This is a genomic window from Streptomyces sp. NPDC054961, assembly GCF_053609145.1.
This window is the reverse complement of sequence record NZ_JBSGWY010000003.1, coordinates 1-16956: the sequence shown is the minus strand read 5'-3', so window position 1 is coordinate 16956 and position 16956 is coordinate 1. Positions and strand designations below refer to the sequence as shown.

20 protein-coding genes are annotated in these 16956 nt (G+C 73.0%); 13 read left to right on the top strand and 7 right to left on the bottom strand.

From position 1 onward, the window contains the following. Nucleotides 1–190: 190 nt before the first annotated feature. The 4 genes from ACWF9Z_RS04225 to ACWF9Z_RS04210 all read left to right on the top strand — a co-directional run bounded on the left by ACWF9Z_RS04225 (nucleotide 191) and on the right by ACWF9Z_RS04210 (nucleotide 3787). Nucleotides 191–1159 carry an ABC transporter ATP-binding protein gene (locus ACWF9Z_RS04225; protein WP_453597279.1) on the top strand — a complete coding sequence of 323 codons (969 nt, stop codon included), beginning with the start codon at nucleotides 191–193 and terminating at the stop codon, nucleotides 1157–1159. Continuing rightward, complete coding sequence (locus ACWF9Z_RS04220; RefSeq protein ID WP_453597277.1) at nucleotides 1156–1914, top strand: ABC transporter permease; 759 nt, start codon at nucleotides 1156–1158, stop codon at nucleotides 1912–1914. Before ACWF9Z_RS04225 ends, ACWF9Z_RS04220 begins: the two co-directional genes overlap by 4 nt. A gap of 98 nt (nucleotides 1915–2012) precedes the next feature. After that, on the top strand, nucleotides 2013–3173 hold the full coding sequence (locus ACWF9Z_RS04215; RefSeq protein ID WP_453597275.1) for a sensor histidine kinase: 1161 nt from the start codon (nucleotides 2013–2015) through the stop codon (nucleotides 3171–3173). After that, nucleotides 3170–3787 (top strand): response regulator transcription factor, encoded by a 618-nt coding sequence (locus tag ACWF9Z_RS04210; RefSeq protein ID WP_453597273.1) that lies wholly within the window; start codon nucleotides 3170–3172, stop codon nucleotides 3785–3787. Before ACWF9Z_RS04215 ends, ACWF9Z_RS04210 begins: the two co-directional genes overlap by 4 nt. 82 nt (nucleotides 3788–3869) lie before the next feature. Here the strand turns inward: ACWF9Z_RS04210 and ACWF9Z_RS04205 are convergent, their stop codons facing one another. Next, a complete protein-coding gene (locus tag ACWF9Z_RS04205; protein ID WP_453597271.1) occupies nucleotides 3870–4664 on the bottom strand; it encodes a transglutaminase family protein in 795 nt (264 codons plus the stop codon). Beyond that, nucleotides 4661–5656 carry a GNAT family N-acetyltransferase gene (locus ACWF9Z_RS04200; protein WP_453597269.1) on the bottom strand — a complete coding sequence of 332 codons (996 nt, stop codon included), beginning with the start codon at nucleotides 5654–5656 and terminating at the stop codon, nucleotides 4661–4663. The genes ACWF9Z_RS04205 and ACWF9Z_RS04200 overlap by 4 nt, the downstream gene beginning before the upstream one ends. 117 nt (nucleotides 5657–5773) lie before the next feature. Between ACWF9Z_RS04200 and fdxA the strand changes: the two genes are divergently transcribed. Together fdxA and dapC are read left to right on the top strand one after the other, a co-directional pair. Then, the gene (fdxA, locus tag ACWF9Z_RS04195) at nucleotides 5774–6103 is read left to right on the top strand and encodes a ferredoxin (RefSeq protein ID WP_030868357.1); all 330 of its coding nucleotides are present in this window, start codon (nucleotides 5774–5776) and stop codon (nucleotides 6101–6103) included. 132 nt (nucleotides 6104–6235) lie between these two features. After that, nucleotides 6236–7333: a succinyldiaminopimelate transaminase gene (gene dapC, locus ACWF9Z_RS04190; protein ID WP_453597267.1), complete on the top strand. Its 1098-nt coding sequence runs from the start codon at nucleotides 6236–6238 to the stop codon at nucleotides 7331–7333. Nucleotides 7334–7408: 75 nt separating this feature from the next. On the opposite strand, the gene ACWF9Z_RS04185 is transcribed toward dapC, so the two are convergent. After that, nucleotides 7409–7786 (bottom strand): ATP-binding protein, encoded by a 378-nt coding sequence (locus ACWF9Z_RS04185; protein WP_453597265.1) that lies wholly within the window; start codon nucleotides 7784–7786, stop codon nucleotides 7409–7411. A 317-nt stretch (nucleotides 7787–8103) separates the two neighbouring features. Then, complete coding sequence (locus tag ACWF9Z_RS04180; RefSeq protein ID WP_453597263.1) at nucleotides 8104–9093, bottom strand: hypothetical protein; 990 nt, start codon at nucleotides 9091–9093, stop codon at nucleotides 8104–8106. A gap of 85 nt (nucleotides 9094–9178) precedes the next feature. On the opposite strand from ACWF9Z_RS04180, the gene dapE reads away from it, so the two are divergent. Further along, nucleotides 9179–10258 (top strand): succinyl-diaminopimelate desuccinylase, encoded by a 1080-nt coding sequence (dapE, locus tag ACWF9Z_RS04175; protein ID WP_453597261.1) that lies wholly within the window; start codon nucleotides 9179–9181, stop codon nucleotides 10256–10258. A 64-nt stretch (nucleotides 10259–10322) separates the two neighbouring features. Then, on the top strand, nucleotides 10323–11090 hold the full coding sequence (locus ACWF9Z_RS04170) for an LOG family protein (protein WP_453597259.1): 768 nt from the start codon (nucleotides 10323–10325) through the stop codon (nucleotides 11088–11090). A gap of 176 nt (nucleotides 11091–11266) precedes the next feature. On the opposite strand, the gene folP is transcribed toward ACWF9Z_RS04170, so the two are convergent. Next, nucleotides 11267–12127 carry a dihydropteroate synthase gene (folP, locus tag ACWF9Z_RS04165; protein ID WP_453597257.1) on the bottom strand — a complete coding sequence of 287 codons (861 nt, stop codon included), beginning with the start codon at nucleotides 12125–12127 and terminating at the stop codon, nucleotides 11267–11269. 77 nt (nucleotides 12128–12204) lie between these two features. Here folP and ACWF9Z_RS04160 point away from each other — a divergent pair, with 77 nt between their 5' ends. Further along, a complete protein-coding gene (locus ACWF9Z_RS04160; protein WP_453597255.1) occupies nucleotides 12205–12612 on the top strand; it encodes a DivIVA domain-containing protein in 408 nt (135 codons plus the stop codon). Beyond that, the gene (locus tag ACWF9Z_RS04155) at nucleotides 12609–13196 is read left to right on the top strand and encodes a DNA-3-methyladenine glycosylase I (protein WP_453597253.1); all 588 of its coding nucleotides are present in this window, start codon (nucleotides 12609–12611) and stop codon (nucleotides 13194–13196) included. Before ACWF9Z_RS04160 ends, ACWF9Z_RS04155 begins: the two co-directional genes overlap by 4 nt. Nucleotides 13197–13264: 68 nt before the next feature. Here the strand turns inward: ACWF9Z_RS04155 and chcB are convergent, their stop codons facing one another. Then, nucleotides 13265–14068, bottom strand: a complete 804-nt coding sequence (gene chcB, locus ACWF9Z_RS04150) for a 2-cyclohexenylcarbonyl CoA isomerase (RefSeq protein ID WP_453597251.1) — start codon at nucleotides 14066–14068, stop codon at nucleotides 13265–13267. A gap of 331 nt (nucleotides 14069–14399) precedes the next feature. Here chcB and ACWF9Z_RS04145 point away from each other — a divergent pair, with 331 nt between their 5' ends. Beyond that, a complete protein-coding gene (locus ACWF9Z_RS04145; RefSeq protein ID WP_003966491.1) occupies nucleotides 14400–14567 on the top strand; it encodes a DUF3117 domain-containing protein in 168 nt (55 codons plus the stop codon). A 139-nt stretch (nucleotides 14568–14706) separates the two neighbouring features. Here ACWF9Z_RS04145 and ACWF9Z_RS04140 read toward each other — a convergent pair whose 3' ends face one another. Further along, a complete protein-coding gene (locus ACWF9Z_RS04140; RefSeq protein WP_356660511.1) occupies nucleotides 14707–15369 on the bottom strand; it encodes an O-methyltransferase in 663 nt (220 codons plus the stop codon). Nucleotides 15370–15512: 143 nt separating this feature from the next. On the opposite strand from ACWF9Z_RS04140, the gene sigE reads away from it, so the two are divergent. After that, on the top strand, nucleotides 15513–16289 hold the full coding sequence (gene sigE / locus ACWF9Z_RS04135; protein WP_453597248.1) for an RNA polymerase sigma factor SigE: 777 nt from the start codon (nucleotides 15513–15515) through the stop codon (nucleotides 16287–16289). 5 nt (nucleotides 16290–16294) lie between these two features. Beyond that, the coding region (locus tag ACWF9Z_RS04130; RefSeq protein WP_453597817.1) for an anti-sigma factor family protein at nucleotides 16295–16956 on the top strand (662 nt) is incomplete at its 3' end.

Sequence of the window (16956 nt, the reverse complement as noted above, 5' to 3'; positions counted from 1 at the left end):
GCCGGCCCGCGCGGCCCCCCCCACCGGGCGGGGGGGCGCCGCCGCCCGCCCCGCGCCGCGGCCCCCCTCCCCGGATGCGGGGGAGGGGCTCCGGCGCGTCCGCGTCACCTCCGCCGCATGACATCCGTCATGCGCCTCCCACGACGCGGGACACTGCCGCGCGGCCCCCCGCGCGGGCGAACCTTGAGCCATGAAGACGAAGACCGCGACGCAGCCCCGCGCCGCCACGGAATCCGGCACCGGCAGCGGTGCGGGCGGCGCCGTGGTGAGCTTCCACGACGTGAGCAAGAGCTACGGCACGGTCCGGGCGGTGGACGGACTCAGCCTCGAACTGCACCCCGGCGAGACCGTCGCCCTCCTCGGCCCCAACGGAGCCGGCAAGTCCTCCACCCTCGACCTGCTGCTCGGCCTGCGCCCCGCGGACTCCGGGTCGGTCCGGCTCTTCGGCACCAGCCCCCGCGAGGCCATCGCCGCCGGCCGGGTCGGCGCGATGCTCCAGACCGGCGGCCTGATGGAGGAGGTGACCGTACGCGAACTGGTCGCGCTCACCTGCGCCCTGCACCCCCGCCCGTACCCGGTCGACCAGGTGCTCGGCCTGGCCGGCATCTCCGACATCGCCGGCCGGATGGTCAACAAGCTCTCCGGCGGCCAGGAGCAGCGCGTGCGCTTCGCCCTCGCCACGGCCGGGCACAACGACCTGATCGTGCTCGACGAGCCGACCACCGGCATGGACGTCACCGCCCGCCAGGCCTTCTGGGCCACCATGCGCGAGCAGGTCGCCCAGGGCCGGACCGTCCTGTTCGCCACGCACTACCTGGAGGAGGCGGACGCGATCGCCGACCGGGTGCTGGTCCTGAGCAAGGGCCGGCTCCTCGCCGACGGCACCGCCGCCGAGATCAAGGCGAAGGCCGGCGCCCGCAGGATCGCCTTCGACCTCACCGAGGGCTCGGTGGACGAGGGCGCCCTGCGCGAGCTCCCCCACCTGACGGTCTTCGAGCGGCACGGCGACACCGTCCGGCTCCAGTCCAGCGATGCGGACGCCACCGTCCACGCCGTGTACGCCCTGGGGGCCTACCCCCGCAATCTGGAGGTCGCGGGCCTGGGCCTGGAGCAGGCCTTCATCGCCCTCACCGAGGCCGAGGAGGCCGACGCGTCATGAACAGCGGCACCGGAACGACGAAGCTCGTCACGCTCGAGATCACCCGCGCCCTGCGCAACAAGAAGTACATGTTCTTCACCGTCCTCTACCCGGCCGCCCTCTTCCTGATGCTCGGCGGCACGCTGGACGGCACGACCAAAGTCATGGGCACCGACCTGGCCATGCCGGCCTTCTACATGGTGGCGATGGCCTCCTTCGGCGCCCTGACCGCCGTCCTCATGGGCAACAGCGAGCGCATCGCCAAGGAGCGCGAGGCCGGCTGGGTCCGCCAGCTGCGCCTCACCTCCCTGCCCGGCCGCGGCTACGTCATCGCCAAGACCGCCAGCGCCGGGGTGCTCTCGCTCCCCGCCATCCTCGTGGTCTTCGCGGTCGCCGCGGGGGTCAAGGGAGTCCGGTTCGAGCTCTGGCAGTGGCTCGCCCTCACCGGCTCCATCTGGGCCGGCAGCCTCGTCTTCGCCGCCCTCGGCGTGGCCCTCGGCTACCTCGCCAGCGGTGACACCGTCCGCCCGCTCACGATGCTCTGCTACTTCGGCCTCTCCATCCTCGGCGGCCTGTGGATGCCCACCGCCAACTTCCCGCAGTGGCTGCGCAGCATCTGCGAATGGCTCCCGACCCACGCCTACGCCGGACTCGGCCAGGCCATCGAGCTGGGCGGCGCGCCGCACGCCAAGGACGTGGCGATCCTCGCCGTGTACTTCGTACTGTTCACTGGTGCCGCCGCCTGGCTGTACCGCAAGGACTCGCTGAAGGCGTGACGGCCGTGAGCGGTGGCCCGGTGTCCGGGGGAGTGACGGGGGAGGCGGCGCGAGGCGTGGCGCGAGGCGTGACGGGGGACGCGACGAGGGAAACGGCCGTGTTCCCGGGCTCGGCCCGGGTCGGGGTCCCGCCGGAGAACCGGCGGCAGAAGACGGTGAAATCGCTGTGGATCGGCCTGTGGCTCTTCTACCTCAGCGCCCCCGTCACCGACCTCCTGCGCGGCGGCCACTCCCTCGGGGCCCGCCTGCTCGGCGGCCTGGGCCTCGCGGCCTTCGTCGTCTGGTACCTGATCCTCGTCTTCCGCACCGCCCGGCAGATGGACACCCGCCGGGTCCTGTTCTCGGTGGCGGTCCTCGCCGCCCAGGCCACGCTCCTGTCGCTGACCCTCGGCCGCGAATGGCTGGTGCTCTTCGTCTACGTGTCCATCTCCTCCGGAGCCGCCCTCCCCGGGGAGATCTCCCGCTGGACCGTCCCCGGCGCGACCGCCCTGCTGACCGTCACCGCGCTCGCGGTGCCCGGTGGCGACGCGTACCTGGCCGGACTGCTGATCCCGTCCCTGATGGGCGGGTTCGCGATGGTCGGCATACGCGCGATGATCCGCACCACCATAGAACTGCGCCAGGCGCGGGCCACGGTGGCGCAGCTCGCGGCCAACGAGGAACGGCTGCGGATGGCCCGGGACCTGCACGACCTGCTGGGCCACTCGCTGTCGCTGATCACGCTGAAGAGCGAGCTGGCGGGCCGGATGCTGCCGGACCAGCCCGAGGCCGCCGCCCGTCAGGTCGCCGACATCGAGCAGGTCAGCCGGCAGGCGCTGGTCGACGTACGGGAGGCCGTGAGCGGCTACCGCAGACCGACGCTGCCGGGCGAGCTGGCGGGCGCGCGGACCGCGCTGACGGCGGCCGGGATCCTGGTGGACCTGCCCGGCGAGTACGCGGAGGAACTTCCGGAGGAGACCGAGTCGGCGCTCGCCTGGGCGCTGCGCGAAGCCGTCACCAACGTGGTCCGGCACAGCGGCGCGAAGCGCTGCACGGTGACCCTGACCATCGGCCAGACCCTGGCCGGCCCGGTCGCGGAGCTGACGGTCACCGACGACGGCACGGGCGGACCGGCCGTCCCGGGCAACGGCCTGACGGGCCTGACGGAACGGCTCGAGGCCGTGGGCGGCACCCTGACCGCGGGGCCGGCCGGGCAGCATGACCGGGGCAGGGCCGGTTTCCGGCTGGTGGCGCGCGCCCCCCTAGGATCGGGCTCATGACCCCACGCCCGATCCGGATCCTCCTCGCGGAGGACCAGTCCATGGTCCGCGAGGCGCTGGCGGCCCTCCTCGGACTGGAGCCGGACATCGAGGTGCTGGCGCAGGTCGCCCGCGGCGACGAGGTGGTCGCGGCGGCCCGGGCCCACGACGTGAACGTCGCCCTGCTGGACATCGAGATGCCCGGCATGACGGGCATCGAGGCGGCGGCCGCCCTGCGGGAGGCCGTCCCCGCGCTCCGGATCGTCATCCTCACCACCTTCGGCCGCCCCGGCTACCTCCGCGGCGCCATGGAGGCGGGCGCCTCCGCCTTCCTGGTCAAGGACGCGCCCGCCGCCCAGCTGGCGGCGGCGGTGCGCAAGGTGCTGGCGGGCGAGCGCGTCATCGACCCCACCCTCGCGGCGGCCGCCCTGGCGGAGGGAGCGAACCCGCTGACCGACCGCGAGCGGGAGATCCTGCGGGAGGCGGAGTCGGGCGCGACCAACGCGGAACTGGCCGCGATCCTCCACCTGTCGCAGGGCACGGTCCGCAACTACCTCTCGACGGCCATCCAGAAGCTCGCGGCCCGCAACCGGGCCGAAGCGGTGCGCGTGGCCCGGGAGAAGGGCTGGCTCTAGGCCGTCCCCGCCGCGGGGGCCCCGCCTCGGCGGGGACCAGGTCCGCCAGGTCCGGCAGGGCCCTGGTCCGGCGGGGCCGGCCCTAGTTCAGCAGCGCCCTGGCCGACACGGCCTCCGCGCGGATGCGGCCGGCCGCCGGCGGGTCGATCACGTCGATGACCAGCGCGTAGGACTCGAGCTCCGCCGCCCCGTTGGCGAAGTCCCCCCGCTCCACGAGCACCTTCGCCCGCGCGTACCGCAGCGCCGCCGGGTGCGAGGGCAGGAGCAGCGCCAGGTCCAGCGCCCACAGGGCCACCGCGGAGTGCTCCGGACGGGCCGAGGCCCACGCGCGGATGTTGTTCAGGACGCGCAGGACGATGTCCAGGGTCCGCGCCGCGATCCTGGGCCCGTCCGCCAGCTCCGCCGGACCCGCGCCCAGCGAGGCGCCGCCCGCGAAGGGGTCGACCACCACGCCCTCCTCCGGATCCCCGAACCCGACGACGAAGTGCCCCGGCAGGGCCAGCCCGTACACGGGCGCCCCGGCCCGCCGGGCCACCTCCATCCAGACGACGGACAGCAGGATCGGCAGCCCCCGGCGCCGCCGCAGCACCTCGTGCAGGAACGAGGACGGGAGCCGGTCGTAGTCGGCGGGGGTCCCGTGGAACCCCATTCGCCCGCCCAGCAGTTCGGTGACCGCCGAGGCCCACGCGCGCGCGTCCCGCAGCCCGTACGGCAGCATCCCGGCCAGCCGGTCCAGCTCGATCTGCGCCCAGTCCATGGCCCGTTCGTCGAGCTCGGGATCGCCCTCCGTGGCGAGCAGCAGGCACAGCGCCGACAGGTCGGGCCGCTCCGCCCGCGCCTCCGCCGCGAACCGCTCGCGCCAGGATTCCGTGCTCACGCCGCCACCCGGCGGTAGTGGTGGTAGCTGTGGTGGACCGAGAAGCCCATCCCCTCGTACAGCGCCCGCGCCGCGGCGTTGCCGCTCTCCACCTGGAGCCAGGCCGCCGAGGCGCCCTCCTCCAGCGCGCGCAGCGCCAGCGCCGCCATCACGGCCGTCGCGAGGCCCTGGCGCCGGTGCTCCGGATCGACCTCGACCGCCGCGAAGCCCGCCCACCGGCCGTCGACCACGAGCCGTCCGATCGCCCGGCCGGGCAGCGCCGCGAACCACACCGACGGGCCCGCCGTCAGCACCCGGCGGGCCACCTCCGGATCGTCGACCCGCCCGTAGCGGGCGAGCCACTCCTCGTCCGGGGCACGGGTCAGCCGTACCTCCCCGGCGGTGGCGAGCATCCGGTCGTCCACGTCCGCCAGCGCCGCCAGCCCGCCGGTCCGGACCTCCGCCGAGACCTCCCGGTCCCAGCCCCGGTCCGCCAGCTCCGCACACAGCAGCTCCTGGGTGCCCTCGGCCCCCGTGGCGACCTGGACGTAAGCCGGAAGTCCCCTCCGCGCGTACCAGGAGGTCACTCGCGCGAGTGCATCGTCCAGCGGTATCCCGGGATCGCCGAGCGGCAGCACGGAGTTGGCCCGCCGGGTGAACCCGTCGGCCGCGCGGAGCGTCCACGCGCCCAGCGGCTCGCTCTCCAGCGGCGGCCAGGCCCGCGCGCAGGCCCGCGCGAGCTCCTCGAAGGAGGCGGCGGGGCCCCTGCGGCGGGCCGGCGCGGCGGGCACGATCTTGCCCGCGACCAGCGTGGATTCCGCGATGCGGACGGTCTCACCGGTCTTGCGTGTGATCGTCACCACACCCGTGTTCCAGGATGTGAGAACCCCTAGCGTGTCCGTGAACGAGGGGGCCCCGTCCAACCCGCGCTCCACCCGTCGTACAGAGACACGTTTACCCACGTCAGATGGTGTAATCCGGATCTCCAGCCGTCCGCCGGCAGTGAATTCCACAGCTCTGTCCGCCCCTCCTGTTCGGATCGTGCCCGGGAACGGAGATACTAGAGGCGGGCATCGACGACGCCGCGCTCCCGCGCGATATGGAAAGCCCTACCGAGGAGGAACGAGAGCGTGACCTACGTCATCGCGGAGCCTTGTGTCGACGTCAAGGACAAGGCATGCATCGAAGAGTGCCCCGTCGACTGCATCTACGAGGGCCAGCGGTCCTTGTACATCCACCCGGACGAGTGCGTCGACTGTGGTGCGTGTGAGCCGGTATGCCCGGTCGAGGCCATCTTCTACGAGGACGACACTCCGGAGGAGTGGAAGGACTACTACAAGGCGAACGTCGAGTTCTTCGACGAGCTCGGTTCGCCCGGTGGTGCTTCCAAGCTCGGCCTGATCGAGCGCGACCACCCCTTCATCGCAGCGCTGCCGGCGGACATCAACCCGAGCCACTGACGGTCGGTACCGCCTGAGCGCCCCTCGGTCCCGTTCGGCCTCGCAGCCGGACGGGACCGACGCGTTTCACCCCGCAGCACCTGTAGAACACCCGGAACGCACGGAACACCCGGAAAGCGAAAAGAGCGCATCGTGGCCGCAGTCTCAGCCCGTCTTCCCGTCTTCCCCTGGGACAAGCTGGAGCCCTACAAGGCGACGGCGGCGGCCCACGCCGACGGCATCGTCGACCTGTCCGTCGGTACGCCCGTCGACCCGGTGCCGCAGCTGATCCAGCGCGCCCTGGTCGAGGCCGCCGACTCCCCGGGCTACCCCACGGTGTGGGGCACGGCCGCCCTGCGCGACGCGATCACCGGATGGGTGCGCGGCCGCCTCGGCGCGAGCGCCGCCGGACACCGCAACGTCCTGCCGGTCGTCGGATCCAAGGAACTGGTGGCCTGGCTGCCGACCCAGCTCGGCCTCGGGGCCGGAGACCAGGTCGCCTACCCCCGGCTCGCGTACCCGACGTACGAGGTCGGCGCGCGGCTGTGCGGCGCCGAGCCCGTGGTCTACGACGACCCGACCGCCGACCTCGACCCGGCCCGCGTGAAGCTGCTGTGGCTCAACTCCCCGTCCAACCCCACCGGCGCGGTCCTCCCCAAGGAGGAGCTGGTCCGGATCGTGGCCTGGGCGCGCGAACACGGGATCCTGATCTTCAGCGACGAGTGCTACCTGGAGCTGGGCTGGGACGCCGAGCCCGTCTCCGTGCTCCACGACGACGTCTGCGGAGGCTCCTACGAGGGCCTCGTCGCCGTCCACTCGCTCTCCAAGCGTTCCAACCTGGCCGGATACCGGGCCGCCTTCATCGCCGGCGACGCCGAGGTCCTCGGCGAGCTGCTGCTGATCCGCAAGCACGGCGGCATGATGACCCCGGCCCCGGTGCAGGCGGCCACGGTGGCGGCGCTCGGCGACGACGCGCACGTCGAGGAGCAGCGGGTGCGCTACGCGGCCCGCCGCGCTTCGCTGCGCACGGCCCTCGAGGCGCACGGCTTCCGCGTCGAGCACAGCGAGGCCAGCCTGTACCTGTGGGTGACGCGCGACGAGCCCTGCTGGGACACCGTCGCCCACCTCGCGGACCTGGGCATCCTGGTCGCGCCGGGCGATTTCTACGGCGAGGCGGGCGCGCGCCACGTCCGCGTGGCCTTCACGGCCACGGACGAGCGGGTCGAGGCGGCGGTCAAGCGGCTGGCCTGAGCCGTCGCCGGTGAACAGCCCGAGGGGGCCGGGAGTTCGTGCTCCCGGCCCCCTCGGCGTTCCTGTCGCGGGCGGCTAGCCGAGACCGGGGAGGCCGCCCGGGAGACCGCCCGGGAGACCGCCCGGCAGGCCGCCGGAGAGGCCGCCCGCCGGGAGCCCGCCGAGGAGGGAGCCCGCCGTGCCGGTCAGGTCGGCGGGAGCGGCCGGGACGGCCGGGAGGGCCTTGGTCGCGGCACCCGCGGTCTCCGTGGCCGTGCCCGTGGTCTGCGCGGCGGTCCCGGCGGTGCCGTCGAGGGCGGGGGCCGCGGTGTCCGGTGCGGTGAGCGCGCCCAGCTGCGGCACGGACTCCAGGCCCGCGGCGCTGGCCGCGCCGGCCGCACCGACCACGGGCGCTGCCCCGGCTGCGAGGAGCAGCGCGGTACGGGCGATCCGGCGGGTCAGGGGGAGGGACATGTTGCTCCTAAGCGGTAGCGGCTGAGTACGCCGGTACAACCGCTCACGGGGGTGGGTGAGTTGCGGAGCCGGTGGGTAAAGGATCAGTAACGCATCGTTTAATCGGCTTCCGCGACAACCGCATTGGATGTGCGCCGACCTGCGCTTGTGTGCCCTTCACGGCCCGCGCGTCCGCCCTGCGGGTCACCCCCGCACGGGGGACGGACCGCACGGCTGAGCGAGCGGCCGGGGCGTGGCCGGAAGCGGCTGGGAGCGGCCGGCGAGCGGCCGGAAGCAGCCGGTGAGCGGCCGCGGGCACGGCCGGGTGGGCGGGCTGTTCAGCCGCGCACGAAGATCCGTACCTGGCCCGGGACCGCGGGCGCCGCATCCGCGCCGTTGCCGCCCTTCGCCCCCGCCGCGCCCTTCACCTGCCAGTGGTCGCCGTCCTTGCCCGCGATCCACAGGTGGGGGGCGTACGAGACCCGGGCGATGGACAGCCCGCCGGAATGGGCCACCGCCCACTGCGCGAGCGCCCGGCCCGCCCGCGTCGCCTCCTCGCCGCCGTCGCGCTTCGCCGCCAGCCTCACCTCGGACTCCGGGACGGCCTTGCCGCCGTCACCGGCCCCGGCCGGCGCCGCGGGCAGCGTCTGCACCGTCTGGAGCCCGCTCTTGCCGAGCAGCCGGGCCAGCTCCGCCCCCACCTTCGCCGGGTCCCCGGGCTCGCTGGGCGCGGGCCCGGTGCAGGCCAGGTGGCCGCCGCCGACGAAGGCCGACGTCAGTACGGTCGCGTCCGGCTCGTGCTTCGCGTACGCCTGCGGAAAGGCGCTGAGCTGGACCTTCTGGGCGGCCACCGTCAGCGGGAGGCGCGAGTAGCCCTTCACGTCGGCCAGCCGGTCGTAGAAGATCCCGGCCGAGTACACCGGGTCCATGATCTGTTCGGGCGTGCCCCAGCCCTGCGAGGGCCGTTGCTGGAACAGGCCCAGCGAGTCCCGGTCGCCGTGGTCGAGGTTGCGCAGCGCCGACTCCTGCATGGCCGTCGCCAGCGCGATCGTCACGGCCCGGTCCGGCATCCCCTTGGAGACGCCGACGGCGGCTATCGTCGTCGCGTTCGCCGCCTGCTCGGTGGACATCTCGTAGTACTGGCCGCTCTCGCCCTTGCCGCCGCCCATGGCGTTGACCGACGCCGTGCAATAGGGCGCGCCGCCCCCGCCGTTGGAACTGCGCTGCATGACGAAGTAGCCCGCGACCGCGATCAGCACGAGGAATCCCGCAGCCCAGCGGAGCGGGCGACGGCGGCGGCGAGGACGGGGCTGATCGGTCTGCGACACGCCGCCCACCGTACTTGAGCCCCCCGGCGCGTCCACCGGCCGGACGGACGGGCCGCCGCCGCAGGCGCGGGTTAGGGTCAGCTCCATGCCCGAATCCGAGCTGGACCTCACCCAGGACGCCGCCGAGCTGACCGCCCGGCTCGTCGACATCCCCTCCGTGAGCGGCGACGAGGAGGTACTCGCCGACCTCGTGGAACGCGCGCTGCGGCGCCTGGCGCACCTGACCGTGGACCGCTTCGGCAACAACGTCGTCGCGCGCACCCACCTCGGCCGAGCCGAACGCGTCGTGCTCGCCGGCCACCTCGACACCGTGCCGATCGCCGACAACGTGCCCTCGCGCCTCGACGAGAACGACGTCCTGTGGGGCTGCGGCACCACCGACATGAAGTCGGGCGTCGCCGTGCAGCTGCGCATCGCCGCGACCGTGCCCGAGCCCAACCGCGACCTCACCTTCGTCTTCTACGACCAGGAAGAGGTCGCCGCCGACCTCAACGGCCTCGGCAAGGTCGCCGAGGCCCACCCCGACTGGCTGACCGGCGACTTCGCGGTCCTGCTCGAACCGTCGAACGCCGAGGTCGAGGGCGGCTGCCAGGGCACCCTGCGCGTGCTGCTGCGCACGGCCGGCGAGCGGGCCCACTCCGCGCGCAGCTGGATGGGCTCCAACGCGATCCACACGGCGGGCCCGATCCTCGCCCGGCTCGCCGCCTACGAGCCGCGCAAGCCGGTGATCGACGGCCTCGAGTACCACGAGGGCCTCAACGCGGTCCGCATCGAGGGCGGCGTCGCCAACAACGTCATCCCCGACGCGTGCACGGTGACCGTCAACTACCGCTACGCCCCGGACCGCGGCGAGGCCGAGGCGCTGGCCCACGTCCGGGAGGTGTTCGCGGACTGCGGGATCGACGAGTTCGTGGTCGACGACTCCTCGCCCGGCGCGCTGCCCGGCCTCTCCCACCCGGCGGCCGCGGCCTTCATGGAGGCCGTCGGCGGCCACGCCATGCCGAAGTTCGGCTGGACGGACGTCTCCCGCTTCAGCGCCCTGGGCGTTCCGGCGGTCAACTACGGCCCGGGCGACGCCCTGTTGGCCCACAAGGTCGACGAGCGCGTGGAGACGAAGGCGATCCTCCACTGCGAGGAACGACTCCGCGCCTGGCTGACCACCTGAATTCCGCTTCTCGTCACCTTTGTGCGCCTACCCTGATCCAACGATCAGCAGGAGGGAGCACATCATGGGCAACCACGCCATTCCCGAAGGGGGCGCTCGTCGCCGGCCCGAGGAGCAGCAGCTCGGACCGGTGCTGCGCAGGCGGAGCCAGGTGCAGGCCGGCAGTACGACGGACCAGCGGCTGCTGGATTCGGCCGGGCCCTCCGAGTGGGTGCACACCGATCCGTGGCGGGTCCTGCGCATCCAGTCGGAGTTCATCGAGGGCTTCGGCACGCTCGCGGAGCTGCCGCCGGCGATCAGCGTGTTCGGCTCGGCGCGGACCCCGGCGGGATCGGCGGAGTACGAGGCCGGCGTGCGGATCGGCGGCGCGCTCGTCGACGCCGGCTTCGCGGTCATCACGGGCGGCGGTCCGGGCGCGATGGAGGCGGCCAACAAGGGCGCACGCGAGGCCAACGGCATCTCGGTGGGCCTGGGCATCGAGCTCCCCTTCGAGCAGGGGCTGAACCAGCACGTCGACCTCGGGCTGAACTTCCGTTACTTCTTCGTCCGCAAGACGATGTTCGTGAAGTACAGCCAGGGCTTCGTGGTCCTGCCCGGCGGCCTCGGCACGCTGGACGAGCTGTTCGAGGCCCTGACCCTGGTCCAGACGCAGAAGATCACCCGCTTCCCGATCGTGCTGTTCGGCACGGAGTACTGGAGAGGGCTCATCGACTGGCTGAAGCACACGGTCATCGCGCAGGGCAAGGCCTCGGAGCGGGACCTGTACCTCTTCCACGTCACGGACGACGTGGACGAGGCGATCGCGCTGGTGACGAAGGAAGTCGGCAAGTAGCCGGCGAGTAGTCCGCAAGGAGCCGGCAAGGAGGAGGCGCGGCCGGTCCGGGCCGCCCAGGGCCCCTGGCGGGCGGGTGACGGCCGGGGGTCCGGTCCGGTCCGGACCGGTTCAATTCCGTCCGGTTCGGTCCGTCGGGGTCCGTCGGGGTCCGCGGGGCCGCGTCGGGCCGCGGCTCAGGCGAGGCCGCGCCGGGCGACGGCCGGGGGACGGTGGCCCCGGATGGAGGCGACCATGTCGAGGACCTGCCTGGTTTCCGCTACCTCGTGGACGCGGTAGACCTGGGCGCCCAGCCAGGCGGAGACGGCCGTGGTCGCCAGGGTGCCGAGGAGGCGCTCCTTGACCGGCTTGTCGAGGGTCTCGCCGACGAAGTCCTTGTTGGACAGGGAGACCAGGACCGGCCAGCCCGTGCCGGTCATCTCCGTGAGGCGGCGGGTGGCCTCCAGGGAGTGGCGGGTGTTCTTCCCGAAGTCGTGCCCCGGGTCGATCATGATCGCGTCCCGCCGGACGCCCAGCGAGGCCGCGCGTTCGGCGAGCCCGACCGTGACGCGCAGGATGTCCTCCATGACGTCCTCGTACGAGGTCCGGTGCGGCCGGGTCCGCGGCTCGGCCCCGCCCGCGTGGGTGCAGACGATGCCCGCGCCGTAGCGCGCGGCCACCTCCGCGAGCTTCGGGTCGACCCCGCCCCACGCGTCGTTCAGCAGGTCGGCCCCGGCCTCGCAGACCGCCTCGCCGACCTCGTGCCGCCAGGTGTCGACGCTGATGACCACGCCGGGGTGGCGACGGCGCACCTCGGCGACGAATCCGACCGTGCGCCGGGCCTCCTCCGCCGCGTCCACGTGCTCGCCCGGACCGGCCTTGACCCCGCCGATGTCGATGATCGCGGCGCCCTCGGCGACCGCCTGCTCCACCCGGTCCAGTGCCGGCTCGTCGCGGAAGGTCGCGCCCTGGTCGTAGAAGGAATCAGGGGTCCGGTTCACGATGGCCATGATCACCGACTCGTGGGTGTCGAACTCGCGCCTGCCCAGTCGCAGCATCCTGCTCTTTCCTCCTTCGGCGGCCCTTGCGCCTCGTCTGCGACCTTAACCTGAGGGTCGGAGTCTTCTCAGGGGAGTTGATCGTGTTCGCGTTCTTGCTCATCGCGCTGGTCGTGGTCGTCGCCGCGGTCACCCTGGCGGTTGCCGGCGGAGGATCGGAGGCCGTGCTTCCGGAGGCCGAACCGGACCGGGTGTCCGACGGTCTGCCGGAGAACCGCCCGGTGGTCCGTGCGGACATCGACGAACTGCGGCTTCCGGTGGCTGCGCGGGGGTACCGGATGGCCGAGGTGGACGACGTACTGGAACGGCTGGCGGCGGAGCTGGCGGAGCGGGACGCGCGGATCGCGGAGCTCAGCGCGAGTGCCGGTCCGTCCGGTCCGTCCGGTACGCGTGCCTCGGGTGCCTCGGGTGCCTCGGGTGCCTCGGGTGCTTCCGGCGCCTCCGGTGCGACCGTGGTGGACCTGACCAAGGATGGTGCGCAGTGAGCGGGGCGGTCGCGGGGCCCGACGGAGGGCTGCGGTGCCCGTGGGGGCTGGCCACGGAGGACTACGTGGCGTACCACGACACGGAGTGGGGCCGTCCGGTCCACGGGGACGACGCGCTGTACGAGCGGCTGTGCCTGGAGGCGTTCCAGTCGGGGCTGTCGTGGCTGACGATCCTGCGCAAGCGCGAGGGGTTCCGGACGGCGTTCGCGGGCTTCGAGATCGCGGCGGTCGCCGAGTTCGGGGCGGCGGACGTGGAGCGGCTGCTCGGCGACGAGGGGATCATCCGCAACCGGTTGAAGATCGAGGCGACCCTGGCCAACGCGAAGACCCTGGTGGGGTGGGGACCGGGGGACCTGGACCGGCTGATCTGGTCCCACGCCCCCGGACCGGCGGGCTCCGGCCGCGCCGCACCGAAGACGACGGCGGAGATCCCGGCGGTGACGCCGGAGTCGACGGCGCTGGCGAAGGCGCTGAAGAAGGAGGGCATCCGCTTCGTCGGTCCGACGACGGCGTACGCCCTGATGCAAGCCTGCGGCCTGGTCAACGACCACCTGGACAGCTGCGTGGCCCGGGACCTGACCTGACCCGACGGTCCTCGGCGGGCCCGTACGCGCATGCGGGTACGGGCCCGGCACGATCCGGGAGGGACGGCCTAGCGGCCCAGGTACCTCGGAGGCTGCTTCGAGAGGAACGCGTCGACGGCGATCGCGTGGTCCTCGGAGGCGCCCGCACGGGCCTGGAGGGTGTCCTCGTGCTCCAGCGCCTCGGAGAGGGACCGGGAGGCCCCGTACGCCAGGGACTCCTTCAGCGCGGCGTACGCGACCGTCGGGCCCTGCGCCAGCCGGCGGGCCACCGCGGCCGCCTCGGCGGCCAGCTCGTCGGAGGGGACGACGCGGTTCGCGATGCCCAGTTCCAGCGCCTCCGGGGCCTTCACCGAGCGGGGGAAGAGCAGCAGGTCCGAGGCGCGCGAGCCCCCGATCAGGCGGGGGAGCGTCCAGGAGACGCCCGAGTCGGCCGTCAGGGCGACCCCGGCGAAGGAGGTGTTGAAGGAGGCCGTGTCCGCGACCACCCGGAAGTCCGCCGCCAGGGCGAAGCCGAAGCCCGCGCCCGCCGCCACGCCGTTCACGCCCGCGACCACCGGCTTCGGCATCTCCGTGAGCGCCCGGACGATCGGGTTGTAGTGGTCCGCGACCGTGCTCATGGTGAGCGAGGACCCGTTCTCGCGGTCGGCCGTCAGCGACCCGATGTGCTCCTTGAGGTCCTGGCCGACGCAGAACGCCCGGTTGCCGGCCGCGGTGAGCAGGACCGCCCGGACCGCCGTGTCCGCGCCGGCCGCCCGCACCGCGTCGCGCAGCGCGACCTTGGTCTCGGTGTTCATGGCGTTCATGGCTTCGGGACGGTTGATCGTGATGGTCGCGAGTCCGTCGGTCACTTCGTAGAGCACGCTGTCGGCCATGCCGGGGGTCCCCCTTCTTCGCGGGCTGGCTACCGGCCGGTACCGGCCGGTGCAAGGGCCAGCATGGCGGACCGGGACTCGGTTCCACATGTGATGTGCGTCAAACGATCCGGACGCCAGTCTCTGTGTGCGGCGGCGAAGTATCGCAGGCAGATCCCCGAAATGAGTGGTTTTGGTCGAGCGCGTTGCGCAAGCGTTCCCACCCGATGTTGGTCATCGGGTCCTGACATGCGGGATAATGGCCTGGAAGCAATGTGTTCGATGCCGGGTACTAGGCGCCTGAACGGGGCCGTCGGCTGACGATGAGCTGGTTTCAGGAAGGGGAACGAGCATGGCGGCCATGAAGCCGCGGACGGGCGACGGCCCGCTCGAGGTCACCAAGGAGGGGCGGGGCATCGTCATGCGCGTACCGCTCGAGGGCGGCGGTCGGCTCGTCGTCGAGCTGACTCCGGACGAGGCGGACGCCCTGGGTGACGCCCTGAAGAAGGTCGTCGGCTAGCCCATAGGGGCACCGACGCCATCTGAAATCTCTGCACTGCCCCGGTCGCTCACCGCGTCCGGGGCAGTGTTGTTTCCTTTTCGGGCCGTACGGGGGAAACGGCGCATCCCGGCCGGGCCGCACCAGGGGGGGGACGGGTTCAGCGGCGGACCGCGCACAGGAGGCCGTCGCCGACCGGGAGCAGGGCGGCTTCCAGGGCCGGGCTCTCGCGGACGCCGCGGAGCAGCTCACGGACCCGCAGGACCTCCGGCGGCTGGGCCGCGGAGTCGACCGTGCGGCCGTCGGAGAAGACCCCCTCGAAGCAGACCAGGCCGCCGGGGCGCAGCAGGCGCAACGATTCAGCGAGGTAGTCGAGGGACTCGGTCGGGTCCCCGTCGCAGAAGACGAGGTCGTACCCGCCGTCGGCGAGGCGCGGCAGGACGTCGAGCGCGCGGCCCGGGATGAAGCGGGCGCGGTTGCCCGCGAAGCCGGCGGCGCGGAAGGCCTGGCGGGCGAAGGCCTGCCGGTCGGGTTCGGGATCCACGGTGGTCAGTACCCCGTCCGCGCGCATTCCGTGCAGGAGGTGGATGCCGGACACGCCCGTTCCCGTGCCGATCTCGGCGACCGCCTTGGCGTCCGCGGTGGCGGCCAGCAGGCGCAGCGCTGCCCCGGTGCCGGGGGAGACGGAGCGCAGTCCCGCTTCCCTGGACCGGTCGCGGGCCCATCGCAGAGCGTCGTCTTCGGCGACAAACGCGTCGGCGAACGCCCAGCTCGTCTGCCGGTTGCCGCTAATGACCCTCTCCTGTCCCCATAGTTGGCGCAACGGTGACTGTATCCGCTGGAGTCGGGAACCCGCAGATGGGACCGGGCGTTGAGAGCAGTAGAGACGTAAGGGCGGGCCGGGACCAAAGCCCCGTGCAAAGTTACTGCAAAAATACTTATCCGGAGCTGACGGGAGGGGTGGCTATGGTAGGGAATCCGCTGGACACCACCAGAGCCGACAGGGGAGGTGCGGCTGCGCCTGTGGATCGTGGGGGTGTCCTCCGACGCCTCTTCTGGTCGGCCGGTGAGCCGAAATCCGTGACCAACATCGCTGACCGTTTCCGCACCGTAGACACCGCAACCACCGCGACCTTTGCCGCCGATGCGGGCTCCCAGGCGTGGACCCCTCCCTCGTGGGAGGAGATCGTCAGCACGCACAGTGCGCGGGTCTACCGTCTCGCCTACCGGCTGACGGGCAACCAGCACGACGCCGAGGACCTGACGCAGGAAGTGTTCGTCCGCGTCTTCCGCTCGCTGTCCACGTACACCCCCGGCACCTTCGAGGGCTGGCTGCACCGGATCACCACGAACCTGTTCCTGGACATGGTCCGCCGCAAGCAGCGGATCCGCTTCGACGCGCTCGCCGACGACGCCGCCGAGCGGCTGCCGAGCCGTGAGCCGTCCCCCCAGCAGGTGCTGCACGACACCCACTTCGACGCGGACGTGCAGCAGGCGCTGGACACCCTTGCCCCCGAGTTCCGCGCGGCCGTGGTGCTGTGCGACATCGAGGGCCTGTCCTACGAGGAGATCGCCGCCACGCTCGGTGTGAAGCTCGGCACCGTGCGCAGCCGGATCCACCGGGGCCGTTCGCACCTGCGCAAGGCGCTCAAGCACCGGTCTCCCGAGGCCCGTGCCGAGCAGCGTGCGCTGGCCGGGGTCGCGGTGGGCGCGCCCGGCGGCGGGGAGGGCGGAGCCGAGTGAGCGAGATCAGTCCGTCACCCTCGCCCGCTGAACGGGCCTCCTCCGCCGAACAGGCCTCCTCCGCCGAACAGCACCTGGGCGACCGGCTCGCCGCCCTCGTGGACGGGGAGTTGAGCCACGACGCGCGCGAGAGGGTGCTGGCACACCTGGCGACGTGTCCCAAGTGCAAGGCCGAGGCCGATGCGCAGCGGCGCCTGAAGACCCTGTTCGTGGAGAGTGCCCCGCCCCCGCTGTCCGCGGGGCTGCTGGCGCGCCTTCAGGGGCTGCCGGGCGGCAGTCCTGACGGCATGTCCGGCCCGTCCGGTCCGTCCGGCCCCTTCGGTCCGCCGTCGGCGGCCGATCCCTTCTCGTCGTTCGGCTACGCACCCTCCGCGGTGGCGGCCGTCGCACCGCAGCGGGGCTTCCCGATACACGAGGTGGGCCGCTCGCGGCGCCGGCTGGCCTTCGTGGCCGCCGGGGCGGTGTCGCTCGCCGCGATCGCGCTGGGCGGCTCCCTGCCGTTGGACGCGATCGAGCCCAACGCGAGGGGCGAGGCCCCCGCCGCGCGGACGGGTCCGGTGGTACCGGTCTTCGACGCGGTGGCGGACACCGGAGCGGACCCGCGGTACGACCCCTGGGCCGCGCGGCCGCTGCACGGCGTGGACCACGGCAAGGCGGGGTCCCGGCG